Annotated in this window: 15 protein-coding genes, 1 tRNA gene and 2 pseudogenes; 4 read left to right on the top strand and 14 right to left on the bottom strand. The window is 64.4% G+C overall.

The annotated features are described in order from the left end of the window. Positions 1 to 53: 53 nt before the first annotated feature. Complete coding sequence (locus AB3K78_RS09255) at positions 54 to 284, bottom strand: DoxX family protein (protein WP_416442612.1); 231 nt, start codon at positions 282 to 284, stop codon at positions 54 to 56. Continuing rightward, the gene (locus AB3K78_RS09250; protein ID WP_416442610.1) at positions 281 to 418 is read right to left on the bottom strand and encodes a hypothetical protein; all 138 of its coding nucleotides are present in this window, start codon (positions 416 to 418) and stop codon (positions 281 to 283) included. The genes AB3K78_RS09255 and AB3K78_RS09250 overlap by 4 nt, the downstream gene beginning before the upstream one ends. A gap of 104 nt (positions 419 to 522) precedes the next feature. Between AB3K78_RS09250 and AB3K78_RS09245 the strand changes: the two are divergent. Further along, positions 523 to 1,475 (top strand): annotated as a pseudogene (locus AB3K78_RS09245) (Ppx/GppA phosphatase family protein). A 93-nt stretch (positions 1,476 to 1,568) separates the two neighbouring features. Continuing rightward, positions 1,569 to 2,018 (top strand): hypothetical protein, encoded by a 450-nt coding sequence (locus tag AB3K78_RS09240; protein ID WP_416442608.1) that lies wholly within the window; start codon positions 1,569 to 1,571, stop codon positions 2,016 to 2,018. A gap of 22 nt (positions 2,019 to 2,040) precedes the next feature. Here the strand turns inward: AB3K78_RS09240 and AB3K78_RS09235 are convergent, their stop codons facing one another. Then, complete coding sequence (locus AB3K78_RS09235) at positions 2,041 to 2,424, bottom strand: VOC family protein (protein ID WP_416442606.1); 384 nt, start codon at positions 2,422 to 2,424, stop codon at positions 2,041 to 2,043. Positions 2,425 to 2,592: 168 nt separating this feature from the next. Here AB3K78_RS09235 and AB3K78_RS09230 point away from each other — a divergent pair. Continuing rightward, positions 2,593 to 2,667: transfer RNA gene (locus tag AB3K78_RS09230), tRNA-Gln, on the top strand. Between the two features lie 601 nt (positions 2,668 to 3,268). Here AB3K78_RS09230 and AB3K78_RS09225 read toward each other — a convergent pair. The 11 genes and pseudogenes from AB3K78_RS09225 to AB3K78_RS09175 form a co-directional block, all read right to left on the bottom strand. Further along, positions 3,269 to 4,453: pseudogene (locus AB3K78_RS09225) on the bottom strand (recombinase family protein); the annotation flags it as partial. Positions 4,454 to 4,772: 319 nt separating this feature from the next. Beyond that, positions 4,773 to 5,612 (bottom strand): hypothetical protein, encoded by an 840-nt coding sequence (locus tag AB3K78_RS09220; RefSeq protein ID WP_416442604.1) that lies wholly within the window; start codon positions 5,610 to 5,612, stop codon positions 4,773 to 4,775. After that, positions 5,609 to 5,932: a hypothetical protein gene (locus AB3K78_RS09215; protein ID WP_416442602.1), complete on the bottom strand. Its 324-nt coding sequence runs from the start codon at positions 5,930 to 5,932 to the stop codon at positions 5,609 to 5,611. The genes AB3K78_RS09220 and AB3K78_RS09215 overlap by 4 nt, the downstream gene beginning before the upstream one ends. Positions 5,933 to 5,947: 15 nt before the next feature. After that, positions 5,948 to 6,787 carry a replication-relaxation family protein gene (locus AB3K78_RS09210; RefSeq protein WP_416442600.1) on the bottom strand — a complete coding sequence of 280 codons (840 nt, stop codon included), beginning with the start codon at positions 6,785 to 6,787 and terminating at the stop codon, positions 5,948 to 5,950. A 290-nt stretch (positions 6,788 to 7,077) separates the two neighbouring features. Then, the gene (locus AB3K78_RS09205) at positions 7,078 to 7,725 is read right to left on the bottom strand and encodes a TraM recognition domain-containing protein (protein ID WP_416442598.1); all 648 of its coding nucleotides are present in this window, start codon (positions 7,723 to 7,725) and stop codon (positions 7,078 to 7,080) included. Continuing rightward, complete coding sequence (locus tag AB3K78_RS09200; RefSeq protein ID WP_416442596.1) at positions 7,716 to 9,254, bottom strand: hypothetical protein; 1,539 nt, start codon at positions 9,252 to 9,254, stop codon at positions 7,716 to 7,718. Before AB3K78_RS09200 ends, AB3K78_RS09205 begins: the two co-directional genes overlap by 10 nt. Positions 9,255 to 9,425: 171 nt before the next feature. Beyond that, positions 9,426 to 9,599 (bottom strand): hypothetical protein, encoded by a 174-nt coding sequence (locus tag AB3K78_RS09195; protein ID WP_416442594.1) that lies wholly within the window; start codon positions 9,597 to 9,599, stop codon positions 9,426 to 9,428. Between the two features lie 44 nt (positions 9,600 to 9,643). Next, positions 9,644 to 10,315: an MT-A70 family methyltransferase gene (locus tag AB3K78_RS09190; RefSeq protein ID WP_416442592.1), complete on the bottom strand. Its 672-nt coding sequence runs from the start codon at positions 10,313 to 10,315 to the stop codon at positions 9,644 to 9,646. Positions 10,316 to 10,545: 230 nt separating this feature from the next. Then, the gene (locus AB3K78_RS09185; protein WP_416442590.1) at positions 10,546 to 10,842 is read right to left on the bottom strand and encodes a hypothetical protein; all 297 of its coding nucleotides are present in this window, start codon (positions 10,840 to 10,842) and stop codon (positions 10,546 to 10,548) included. Between the two features lie 3 nt (positions 10,843 to 10,845). Beyond that, on the bottom strand, positions 10,846 to 11,214 hold the full coding sequence (locus tag AB3K78_RS09180; protein ID WP_416442588.1) for a hypothetical protein: 369 nt from the start codon (positions 11,212 to 11,214) through the stop codon (positions 10,846 to 10,848). A gap of 79 nt (positions 11,215 to 11,293) precedes the next feature. Continuing rightward, positions 11,294 to 11,608 carry a hypothetical protein gene (locus AB3K78_RS09175; protein ID WP_416442587.1) on the bottom strand — a complete coding sequence of 105 codons (315 nt, stop codon included), beginning with the start codon at positions 11,606 to 11,608 and terminating at the stop codon, positions 11,294 to 11,296. Between the two features lie 175 nt (positions 11,609 to 11,783). Between AB3K78_RS09175 and AB3K78_RS09170 the strand changes: the two genes are divergently transcribed. Further along, the gene (locus tag AB3K78_RS09170) at positions 11,784 to 12,791 is read left to right on the top strand and encodes a hypothetical protein (protein ID WP_416442585.1); all 1,008 of its coding nucleotides are present in this window, start codon (positions 11,784 to 11,786) and stop codon (positions 12,789 to 12,791) included. Positions 12,792 to 12,872: the final 81 nt, after the last annotated feature.

Below are 12,872 nucleotides of genomic sequence, written 5' to 3'. Positions count from 1 at the left end.
GCGCGAGGACCGTCCGACGTCGGCGGGGTCGCGCGAGTCGCCCGGGCGCCCGGTCAGAACCCGATGAAGCGGAACACGGCGACGAACAGCGAGGCTGCGAGCAGCACGATGTTCATGCCGATCGCCTTGGCGTCGTCGTGGCGCACGTGCCAGACGATCGCGAGCACCATCACCGCGGCGAGGCCGGTCGCCGCGAGCGGCGTCAGCACGGGCAGGATCCCGGTGAGCTGCGGCAGGATCAGGCCGATGCCGCCCAGGGCCTCGGCGAGTCCGACGAGCTTCACTCCCGCGGGGAGTAGTCGTTCACCCAGGCCATCTTCTCGGCCAGCTGCTCCTTCGGCGTCGACATCTTCGCGATGCCGGCCATGAGGAAGACGGCGGCGAGCAGGCCGGAGACGATCCAGAGGGCGATCTGCATGGGAGTCCTTTCGAGAACCGTGCGATGCGCGCGCATCGGCACCGCGGGTGCAACCCGGATCCGCCCCGCGCTATTCCGGGCCGCGGCGGCACTATGCTTTCGACATGCGCCTCGGAGTGATCGACGTCGGATCAAACACCGTCCACCTGCTGGTGGTGGACGCGCACCCGGGCGCGAGCCCCGTGCCCTACCACTCGCAGCGTTCGGTGCTGCGGCTGATGCGCTACCTGGATGCCGATGGGGCGATCGTCGAGGAGGGGTCGTCCGCATCGTCGACGCGATCCGCGAAGCGCGCGACACGGTCGCCGAGATCGGCGTCGACGACCTGATCGCCACCGCGACGTCGGCGATCCGGGAGGCGGCGAACGGCGAGGAGGTGCTTGCGCGGATCGAGCGGGAGACGGGAATCCGACTGCGCGTGCTGACGGGCGAGGACGAGGCCCGGATCACGATGCTCGCCGTGCGGCGTTGGCTCGGCTGGTCGGCGGGCGAGATCCTGCTCTTCGACATCGGCGGGGGCTCGTTCGAGATCGCGCAGGGCGCCGACGAGTACCCCGATGTGCAGGTGTCGCTGCCGCTCGGCGCCGGGCGGTCCACGATCAACTTCCTGGCCGAGGATCCGCCGCCGCGCGAGGCCGTCTCGCTGCTGCGCGCCCACGCGCGGGCCGAGTTCACCCGGGTGCGCGAGGAGCTCTTCTCGGAGCGTCCGCGCCCGAAGCGCGTCGTCGGGACGTCGAAGACGATCCGCTCGCTCGCGCGGCTCATCGGCGGGCCGTCAGATCCGATCACCGGGGATCTGGCGCCGCTGCACTACGTCGGTCTGCGCGAGTGGGAGCCCTCGCTGCGCGAGATGCCGGGCTCGGTGCGCGAATACCTGCCCGGGATCACGCCCGAGCGCGGCTATCAGATCATGGCGGGGGCGGTCGTGCTGCGCACGGCCATGAAGGTGTTCGAGGTCGAGACCCTCACGATCTCGCCGTGGGCGTTGCGCGAGGGGATCGTACTGCGGTACATCGATTCGCTGGACAACCCTGGAGCGGACCCCGTCGGGAGCTGAAGCGGAGGGAGTATCGCCCTCCACAGACGCGATCCATCCACAGATTCCCGGATCGGGCCCCGCGCCCGTCGACCGGACGGCAGAGTCGAAGGCATGAGAACCTCAGACTCCCGGCTCGATCCGGAACGCGTCCTCTCCACCGACCGCGACCTCCAGGAGGTGCTGCGACTCCTGCTCCGCGAGGCCAACCAGCGGCAGTTCTGGTTGATCTTCCTCGACAGGGCGAAGCGCATCGTCGGCCCGCTCATGCCGATGGACGACTACCCGATCAGCCCCGACAGCCCCTCGGAGATCGAGGGACGCGTCGACGACCCGATGATCGACGTGCTGTGGGACCGTATCGGCGAGATCGTCCAGCTGGTCGGAGCAGCCTCGCTGGTGCTGGTGTGGGAGCGTCGGGGGCCGGCCAAGTTCTCGAACGCCGACCTCAGCTGGGCGCGCGCGTTCTCAGCGGCCACCGCCGACGGCGGTCCGCCGATCCGCGCGCAGTTCGTGCTGCACAGCAGCGGTATCCGTCAGATCGCCGTCGACGACCTGATCTGAGCGTTGCGACGCGGTGGCGGAGTCAGCCCGAGATCTCCCGCACGGCGAAGTAGTTGCCCTCGGGATCCGCGAAATTGAAGGTGGTCTGCCCGCCGTGCTCGGCGACCGGACCGACGGTGACGCCCTGCTCCTCGAGTGCTTCGCGCATGGCACGCACGTCGCGGCTCGCGAACAGGATCGACGGGGTCGCGAGGTCGAGCTCAGGTGACATCCGGGCAACCACTGCGCGGTCGAACAGGGTGATCGCGGCTTCCGAATCGGGGGTGTGCGCGATCTCGACCGAGAGCGTCTTGCCGTCCAGTTCCTGCGACGAGAGCTCGGTGAAGCCGACGGTGCCGACCCAGAAATCGGCGACGGCGCGCGGGTCGGTGACGTAGATCATGACGTTGCCGAAGCGATCGATCACGGGGAACTCCTCTGGTCGTGCGAGCGGGGGAGCGGGCGCTCCGGGCTCGTCACGACCCAGTATCCCGCGCCGAGGCGCGCCCGGGCGACCGTGTTTTGAACTTTGCCGAGGTTCGATGTAGAGTTGTCTCTCGGTGCCGCGGTCCTCCGGGCTTCGGAATCTCACCATTGGGATATGGTGTAATTGGCAACACTACGGTTTCTGGTACCGTCATTCTAGGTTCGAGTCCTGGTATCCCAGCCACATACGAGTTTGTCGAACCGCGCACAAGCGAACCAGACAAGCTCGTTTCGGTGAGATCGCCCCTTGTATTAGTTCGAGAGGCTTTCTTTTTCTTTGCGTTCTGGCCCGTTTCTGGGCCCTCTGAGGCCCACATGCTGCGGATCAGCGTGTTGGCCTCGTTTCGTGTCGGTTCAGTCTCCACGGCGCCTTCCTCGGCGTTGATCAGGATCTCGCTGTAGAGCGCGGTGAGCATGTCGCGGCGCACACTGTCTGGCGCGTTCTCGTAGATCCTCCCCGGCTCTCGGAGCAGGTCAAGGTACGCGAGCGCCATCTCCGCACCGTACCGTAGCCGCTCGGCGGTGGTTTCCAGCTTCTCGGCTACGGCTGCCTTTTGGAGAGAAGTCTTCTCCAACTGTTCGTGGATCTTCTCGATCGCCGCCGTGCCCGTGGCTGCGAGGGCGATCAGGCGCTCTTCCTGCGCTTCGAGCTTCTTGAGCTGCTTACGCAGATGCGCCTTGGCTTCCTTGTCTGAGGCGAGAATATCGTCCACTGCCTCGGTGACGAGCACCTTGAAGCGGTCGAGCTCGTCAGGGTTCATATCCTCTGCCATGATTGCCCGCTGCACGGCTTTCTCGACGATCTCGATGCGCAGCCAGGGCATGTCGCAGAGGCGACGCTGTTTGGAGGTGCAGACGAAGTACTCGTAGACGCCACCGTTGCCGGATGCTTGGCTATAGAGCAGCCTGCTCTTGCGCCCCTTCTCGGCGCATCGTCCGCAGTAGATGATGCCCTTGAAATAGTGGAAGTGGACGACGTCTTTGTCACCGCGCTGGGTGCGCTGGTCGAGCACGGCCTGCACCTTCAGGAATGTCTCCTTGGAGATGAGGGGCTCGTGCCGCCCCGCGTAGAGCTTGCCTTTGTAGCGGATCACGCCCGTGTAGTAGGGGTCGCGGAGGATCCCGGCGAGCCGGGTGTGGCTGACCGGTTTCTCGGCACGTGCCGGGGACGGGCGCATCGTGAGCCCTTGTTCTTCAAGCATCTCTTGCAACTGGGAGATGGAGTACGAGCCGGTGGCGTACTGCTCGAACGCCCAGGTGACCAGCGGGGCGCGTACCGGATCGACGTCGATAGTATTCACGAGCCTGCCGCTGAAGTCCTTGCGCACGTTGAGGTAGCCGAGCTTCGCGCGCCCGACCGAGCCGCCCTGCTCGACCTTGTGCGCCATCTTGACCTTGACGTCCTCGCCGTTCATGCGCACTTGGACTTCGTTCATCACATCGGTGATGGCTTCCATCGCATCGGCCATGTACCCTTCGCCGAACTCCTCCTTCGCCGAGATCAGGCGCACGCCCTTCTCGAGGAGTTGCCGCTTCGTGATCGCGGCGTCGGTGAAGTTTCGGAACACGCGCGAGCGCATGTAGATCACGACGAACTTCACCTCGGGGTGCTCGTCGAGGTAGCGGAGGAGCTTCTTGAACTCGGCACGCTTGTTGATGGTCTGGGCGGACTGCCCTGGTTCGATGAACTCGCGCACGACGGTCGCCCGGAGCTCACGCACCTTCCGCATCGCCTCCACGCGCTGGGTGGCGATGCTGTTGCCGTCCTCATCGAGATCAGCGGCGGTGTGCAGCTGCCTCGGCGTCGAAACGCGCAGGTAGAGCACCGCCTGAGCGGTGAGTGACGCGGTAGGGTTCCCGGGCGAATCGTCCCATGCCGTCTGAAGGTGTTCCAGCCCGGTGATGGAGTTCGCTGCCGGGCTGTCGGTGACTGCCCCGCCACTTGGCTGTGGTTCTGTGTAATCGAGCATGAATCGACTCCTTTCCTCTTATGCCTGTTCGGATTGACGCTCGTTCCGGCCTAGAAGTCGAGCGTTTACGGGTGGTTCAGGGTGAATTCAGCGGATCTACCCCTGGTCACCCCGGCGTTGTATTTTTCACCTCGTTTCGGCTCTTGAATCGCCTCTCTTGTTGCCTGTGGCCTCTCCGTGTTGGTGCGCGGCGAGCGTGAGTAGCGCCTGAGCAAGCGCACGAGGATCAGGCTTCTTGCGGTGCACTAGCGTGGCTCGCACGCTGCGATTCGTTCGCGTGCCCGCATCGAGCTGTGGCGGCAGACGGTTGAGACGCCGCCTACTTCGTGAAGACATGTACCCACTCCTCGTCTTCCACGAAGTCGTATCCCTCGCCCGCTTCCTCGCGGAGCTCGCGGTAGTCAGGCGACATGGTCTCGATGACCATCCGCTTCTGGTCGGCGTGGTCGATCACGTCGCGTTCGCGTTCGTCCACCTCGCAGATCTCGTGCAGGGCGTCATTGAGTGACCGGTAGGAGCGGACGAAACAGTCGTGGAAGTCTTCCATAATGGCGCCGCTCATCACGTTCACGTTCGGGAGACTCAGGAACGCTCGCAGCGCCCGGTCTTCGTCGATTTGGAGTTCGGCCAGGGTCGGCACGAGATCATTTTGGATGACCTCTCCCGAGTAGCTTCCCGGGACGTGCACGGTGAACGCCCAATCGCCGACCTCCACGATGGTAGGCACAAGGAGTTTGTCGAGCGTCAGCGGGTAGGGTTCCGGGCTCTGGATCGTTTGCGCGTTCGGATGGGCATGGCGGATGAGGTGGGTGCCGAGCCAGTTGATCTGCTCCTTCGCCCAGGCTGGGCCTGCGGGGTCGTGGTAGAGCGTCAGGTATTCGTCGCGGAGCCGCTCGTAGTCACCTTCGCCGGTGCGCCCGAAGTCCGCGAGCGCGCTCATGCGTCCGATGCCCCGCCCGAGGACGTGGGCGATCGTTCGGGCGGTGCTCTTCTCGATCCCGGAATGCGTCTCTACCGCGTACGCGATGCCACCCGTGACGAAGTCACCGAAGCGACGGGAGGCGACTTCGATTCTGCGCCAATCGGTCTGCTCGCCCTCGGCCGCGGGGCGGATAAGGTGTTCGTCTCCAGGCGTCGGTGCTCGTTCGGTCGGGTTCATGATCTGCCTCCTTTCGTGAAGAGGATGTGTCGGGCGAGGGCATCGACCCAGGCTTCCTGCTCGAAGGGCACGCGGACGTAGTTCAGTTCATCGAGCGCAGCCTGGGCCTCGAGGTATCCGGTGGCGGCGAAACGTTCCAGGGCAGTTCCGGGGCCGTCGTGCAGGGTCGCCGCGATCACCCTGGCGACCGTGTGTGCCTGCGCTTCGGGATCGAGGAGGAGCGCCAGTTCGATGATCTGCGTGGCCTTTTCGCTCTGGTCTGGCGCGGTGACCTGTGCCGCCTGGTTAGTGATGACGTTGATGTTGGTGGATGAGTTCATGGTGTTTCTCCTTCCTCATTCAGTTGGTGATTGAGATGAATACGGGGCGACGATCGGGATCGTTGTCTCCTGGGTGCCGGTGCGAAACAGCTCCGGCGTGAGCGACGGATCGTTCGTGATCGCGCGGCGGATACGCTCGGCGCGCTCCTCGGTCGGGGTGACCCAGACGATGCTCGGGTAGAGGCCGTCTTGCTCGGCTTGGATGGCTCCAGTGTGGTAGTGCTGCTGGTAGAGGCGGCATTTGCGGAGGATCGCGGGGAGGTGTTCGGTGTCGCGGTCGATCTCCACGAAGCTGTGCGTTTCGTGCTCGCTATCGGCTGTGACGACGAACAGGTCGGGCTTCAGAGTGAGTGCTCCGCCGTGGGCAGCATGGAACTGCTGCCACGTCGCCGGCTCAGTCAGCAGCTCCAGTACCTCGCAGTGCTGCTCGCGTGCTCGCTCGATGAGTGCTACGGCGAAGCGGGCGATGTCGAGGGTGTGCGCCTGAAACAGCGGGCTGGGGTCGACGTAGCGGCGGCGACCGGGTTCGCCTCTGCGGGCGCGTAGGAGCCGTTCTCCGGTACTGGCGAGGTGCCATACGGTTTGGGTCGAGCCGTGCCGGGTTCCGCCCACACGTCGCCCCACGTGGGCAACCAGGCCGTGCCCCTCGAGGCGTGCCAGGATCCGGAGCGCCGTCCTGGTCGCTGAGCCGCCCGTCTGGTGTGGGCCGCCGTCGAACACGGGAAACTGGAGGCGTTGGATGAGCCGGGTATCGAGGAGTCGGAAGCGTTCGAGATCTTCGAGGACGCGGAGGTCGCGTTCGGTGAGCTGGAACAGTAACGCATCGATCTTGTACGGCGAGCGTTTCGTGGTCATGTCTGGCCTCCTTTCGGTGAGAGGTGATGCGGATTGTCAAAGTGCTGGACGGGCTGACGGCGTGGGCTACGGCACGCCAAGCTGCCTCCCGGTTCGCTTCGTCGGCGGCTTGGGGTCGTCACCCCGCGCCCCGCTCAAACGAGCGGGAGTCCCATCCCAGTTCGCCGGAACAGGGGCGACACGACGGGATATCAGGGGTGGAGTGGGCAGAGTGAACGGAACAGTGAACCGAATACCGCTCTCACTTCTCGCTTCCACAAAAATGCTCGCCTTCTGACGTCGTGACGCACTCATGACGGCCTCCGTTTCCTCTGATTCGACGGCGATACGCTCGCCCCTGACGCACCTGAGGTCATTGCCGAGGTAGTTCCTGTAGTCGCGGAGCTTGACGCCGTAGTCGACGTGTTCGGTGCGACTGGGTTGCCGCCGAACTGCTTCCGGTAGGCGGCACGAATCTGCTTCCCCTGCCCGCTGCGTTTCACCTTTGGGAGGGTGCGGGCAGAGAACCATCCAGCGGGTGCGCCGTCCACGACGAGATTCGCGTAGACCTCGAACCGCCCGAGACTCTGGAAATCCTCCTTGGCGAGTCTCGTGGTGGTGCGCTGGAGCGCGGTGGCGTCGTTGGGGCTGGCCGCGAACGTGACCTGATTCCGGGCGTTCAGCTCCAGGGCGAGTTCGAGCTGCTTCGGAAGCTGCGAACGGCCTTGCGCTGCGAGATGCCAGCCAATCCCGTAGGAGCGGCTCGTCGCCAAGGCGTCATTGATCGAGGTCGGCAGATGCAGGTAACGTTGCACCTCATCCACAAACACCATCCCCGGCCTCGCCTGCGGATTCTTCTCCAGCGCCCGCTCCTGAGTAGCGAGCCAGAGTTCCGAGATGATGAGGCCACCGAGGAGTTGGGCGGCTCCCGGCCCGATCAGTGCATCGTTCAGCGGCACCAGCACCGCGTACTGGCTGCGCCACAGATCCCGCAGCCGAAGCTTCGGGCTGGCCTGTCCGAGGATTGCCGCGATGTTCTTCCGCAGCACGTACTTGCGGAGCTTGTTGAGGGTGCGGCGACGATCGATGCCCGGTGCGCGGCGCTCAACCCGTTGAACGTCGCCCAGTAAGCGGCAAGCGTCGGATCGTCGGTGACTGCGCCGATCACGCTCCGCCGGTAGGCATCGTCCGAGATGAGCGGCGGCAGATCCAATAGGGTGTGTGGCTCGCCCCGCCGCTGCCCGTCCGCGACGAGGGTGAGGAGGGAGACGAGCAGGAGGTCTTCGGTGCGTGGCCCCCACCCGTCTGCGAACACGGTCTTGAAGACGGCGAGGATGCCATCGACGACCGGGCCAGGATCATGATCCCCGATATCGAGCGGGTTGAACCCCACCGGGCACTCGTCAGCGGCATCGATCACGATGAGCTTCCCGCTGGCGTTCTTCGGGGCGCGGGAAACGATGTGATCCACCAGCTGTCGTTTCGGCTCGATCAGCGCGAGCGGCCTCTCGGCCGCGATATCCGACAGGGCGAGAGCGGCGAACACTTGGCTCTTGCCGGAACCGGTGCCGCCCGTGATCGCCAGATGCTGCAACCTGGCCTCCGGCGTCAGGCCAACCGGATGGTCGTAGCCGGGCGCAGTGGTAACCGCGAACACCGAGGTGTCTTTCGAGATGCCCTTCGGGGGTGGGAGTTGCTTCGGATGCGCTGGCGGCAGCCCCGGAAGCGGCAGATCATCGACCGGCCAACACAGGAGCGCGGTCAGTACGGCGGCAGTCAGGGGAATGCCAGTCAAGGCCGTGCGGGCCTGCTCCCACCTCGTAGACGGTTCGTCGTGGAGCGTCAGCCGGGCACCCGGTGCTTCGAGTTGCGCCAATGTGCTGAGGAGTTGCCCGCGTAGCTGACGGCGACGCTCCGACACGGCGGCGGTCACCCCGACGCGCACGGTCACATCGACCCTCGGTGCTGCGGCATGCACGGCGACTCGCTTTCGCGTCTCAGCGCTGGCGACCCCACCGCCTCGGAGCAGGAGCTGCCTGAACGTGGGCGCGGGGTCTGCGATCTTCGCAGGCACCTGCACGGGGCGATACCCGCGCCCGAGCACCACCTGCACCGCAATAGCCTCACCGGAGCGTCTGCTGGCAAGCACCCCGTACAGGGCATGCAAGGTGGCTTCGACCGTCGTGTCGCTGATCGGCAGCGCGCGTGGCGTGAGCCGAAGCCTGGCTACTCGTTCCGGGGTGACCGGTCGCTTCGTGCGAAGCAGCCGAGCGCCAGGGAGCTGAGCGCGGATCAGCGAACGCAGCGGCGCTTTGCCGGGTTCGGCGCGTCCGACGAAATGCTGGATGCAGTCATCCGTTGCGTAGGTCTCGAAGACCAGTGGTCGGGGTGCGCCCGGAGTGCTGAGCAGGCGCAGGAATCGTTCGATCTGCGCCGAGGTGGTCTCGGTGCTGGGGAGCAGGCGCGTGAAGTGAATGGGGTTACGCATGACGAACCTCCGCCCGGAGAAGCTCCGGCTGACGTTGACAAACAGCCAGTGAAGGTCGTACAGGTACCCGAGAACGGGTGTTGGCGTCAGTTATGAACTGAACTTGACAAGCTGTCAAGTACTGTTGTCCATTCCACAACGACACGACAGAGGTGAACGCGCTCATGGTTATCACCAGCCGTCCCGCCATCTGCGCCAGACCGCGACACCGATCCACAGCGTGACGGCGACGAGCGCGATGACGGCGAGCCACACCCAGAACCGGGTCAGCAGGCACACCGCGAGATACAGCAGAATCACGCCTGCGAGCACTGCAAGACAGAACTTCAGGAACTTCATTCCCATCCCACTCACCTCCTTCTTGCCGGAATTCTTCGTGCTGGAAGGCATCAGTCATCACCGCACCCTCCATCGCCGGCCTTCGCCTGCTGAATGAACTTCGCATCGCTCGGCACCGGGTAGCCCGGCAGCATGAAGTCGGAGTCGATCTCGTTCCCCCACACCAGCCAGTCCGAGCGGGAGTTCGGGCGACGACGGGCGAAAAGTTCGGCGTACGGGCCGTCGAGAATGCGCTCGATCATCGGGATCATCTCGTCCGGCTTCCGACTGTGCTCGGTGCGCGGAAACAGCAGCGTCGAACGCTGCGCCCGATACTTGAACGGCACCTTGCCGCGCACTCCGTGGAGCAGGGTCTCGTGGCTGGAACGGAAGTACGTGCCCAGCCCCATGTAGTACTTGTCCCACGCGGCATGCGACTTGTACTCGAAGCCCCACTCGCGCAGCACTTCGATGCCTGCAGGGAGGGTGGCATTCGTGACCCACATCAGCAGCGTCGCGTTGTCTTCGGAGAGCTCCTGAACGAGCGGCCCCATCTGCTTGATGCGGTCAAGCGTCATGAGATCGTAGTGCTGGGCCGCGCCGCGCTTCCCGGTCTGGGCGATATCCCAGGGCGGGTCAACGTACCAGGTTTTGATGCGCTTGTCGGTGCCGAACCGAGCGATCCGCGCCTCGGTCTCTGCGTTGATGTTGCCGCGCTCGGCGGGTGTGGTGATGATGGTCATGTGAATGTGCTCCTTTGCTTGTACCTGAGCGGTTTTGCTGCCCGGCGGGTGAAGAGGATTTATGGGACAGCGGGTCGTAGCTGTCAACTGTCGGATCGGGAACGCCCGACAAGACGGTGCGGGCGAACCGAATACCGGACGCCGTCCGGCACCGCCGACGCATCAAACCGAACGTGGCAGCGTTTTTGTGTGTTGTGGATTGCACAACGCCCGCCCCGAACGGATAGCGGCTACTCGACGGGAGGAACCCCGCCGCTCGACAGATACGCTGCACGCGTGAGCGCACGTGAGGCCTCGTCGCGGTCAGCGGCAAGATGCTCCGCAAGCGCGAGTACCGCCAGGCGAAGATCGTTCTGCGCGGCATCGAGGTCGGCCTCGATACGGGCCATCTGCACCTGACGGCGCTGTTCCCGCCACTCGACGATGACCTCAACGAGCACCTCGATCCCGTAGATGACGGCGTAGGCGATCAGGAACGAGGAGACGAAGGTGCCGATGATCGTGAGGGTCAGTTCTGCCGGGTGCATGGCCTACAGTCCTTTCTGGAGCCGTTGGATCGCGCCCTGTGCGTACGCGGTCACGATCGCTTCGTACAGGTGCGCGCCCTCGGGCGCGGTCTTTGCGTGGGCTTTCGCCTGCGCCACGAGCGTGGCGGTATTGCAGAGTGCGGTCGCGGTGAGGTAGGACTGGGCGTGCTCCTCTGCGGCGCGGAGGGTGGCTTTGGAGGCGAGTTCGGCTTCGGCGATCTGGTGCCGGACGGCGATGTTTGCGAGCGCGACCTGCCCGCGCGCTTGCGCCTGTTCCACTTCGCGGCGCACCTGCCGGGAGGTCTGTGTGCTGAAGACGGGGCCGAGCGCCCCGCTGGTTGGGTTCCCGAAGAGGGAGACTTCTTGCGACATGGGTGAATTCCTTACGTGAAGAGATGCGAGTGAAAGATGCTGGGGAGGGCGACGGCTATCGCCCTCCCCAGCTGCTCCGCTACTGCTTGCTCGGCCAGTCGAGGGGGTGCCGGTTCAGGTGTGCGAGGTATTCGCAGAGGCTGTTCAGCTCTGGCACGCCGCGACCGAACGCGTCGGCGAGGTTCCCGCCGCGCTCCGGCGAGACCAGCGAGACGGCCTCGACGAGCTTCATTGAGAAGTCGAGGTGTTTCCGTACCTGCTCGGTGAGGTCGTCCACGAACTCGTGCACGAGGCGGGCGCGGAACTCGTCCGGGCTGACGCCCTTCCTGCGGGCGATGCTGGCGAGCCTGGCGAGGGCTTCGGCATGGTCTGTGGCGAGGAGGTTGGGGTTCATGGGAGCTGCTCCTTCGGTTGTCGTGTGCGGCTTCAGGAATCATTGTGAAGACCAATTTCGTCGCGCATCAGACCAAGAAAACCCCCAACTTGTGCCGCAGAATGGGGCAAAGTCTGGGGGAAAGTTTGGGGGCCTTGTACGCTGAATGGAGCGGCGTGAGGAAGGCGGATCGTGGATGGAGTATCCGTCAGTTGCGCAGGTGCTTGACGAACTGAAGTTGGTGCGCAAAGGGAGCGGGCTGACGTATGTCAGTGCTCAGCAACTGGAATGCACGTCACGACTGCGGGCGGTCGAGGCAACGCTGAAGCGATCAAAACGTCCTTCAGGTGATCGCTTCGCGGTCGCGCTCGAGTTCATCGCCTGTGTCGCAAAGTCGCCTCGGCTCATGATGGGGAAAGACTGGAGCCGTATCGCCTGCATCGCACTCAACATCGATGCTGGTAGCGAAAAGCTCCTCGGTGAACGCGAGAAAGATTACTGGTCTGGCGAGCACCCTTCCGAGATAAAGACATACTTGAAGAACCGGAAGAACGCCTTTCTACAGCTTGCTGGCCAGCTTGTCGGTCTTCCGCATTCGCCGTGCGAGATAGATGCCGACCGTGCGCAGGAGGACGCGATCCGTCTCGCGGTTGCTGAATACCTCGTCGTGATGGAAAACCACCATTTGGCCGCTGCTGAAGCGGCGCGTACGCTTCGTGAGCACCTCACCGAGCGCGAGGTCTTCTCATGGCTTGAGCATGGGGTCGCTGCCGCGCCGAGGATCATTCGCCGGTATGCGCCGGGGAAGCGGCCGTTCCGCCAAACGATCCAGCAGATACTGCTCCGCGTGATTCGCACCGAGTATCGGCGCTGGCAAAATGAACTCGGCCTGGCAGGGCAAGTGCTCCCTCCCGGCGTCATGGATCGCCTGATCCAGCAATCAGGAAGGCTGGGCCGTGATTTTGTGAATTACTCCGTGCTGACTCTCAACGACTGGCTGGTTGAAAGTGAACCGTCCGACCCTGACCAGCCGTTCGACGCTGAACTGCACGCTGAGATCTTGGAGAGCAAGATGGCGCTGCTGTATCGCAGCTTGACGCTCCTGCTGCGCATCGTGGAAGTGATCGAGCGGTCGGGCGGCCTGGACTGGTTACAGCTTCCAGAAGACGAGAATTCCGCCACGAAGGTACTCGTGCTGCACTGACGGTTGGCGATGAGCCGACGTCTCCGCTGCCCGAGTTTCTCGCAGAAAGAGAAGAGCCCGCTCGCGAAGGAGCGGGGCTCA

The organism is Leucobacter sp. HNU, assembly GCF_047946755.1.
In the GTDB taxonomy this organism is placed as follows: domain Bacteria; phylum Actinomycetota; class Actinomycetes; order Actinomycetales; family Microbacteriaceae; genus Leucobacter.
Note: the sequence above shows the minus strand (reverse complement) of the source record. Positions and strands in the feature narration are given on the sequence as shown.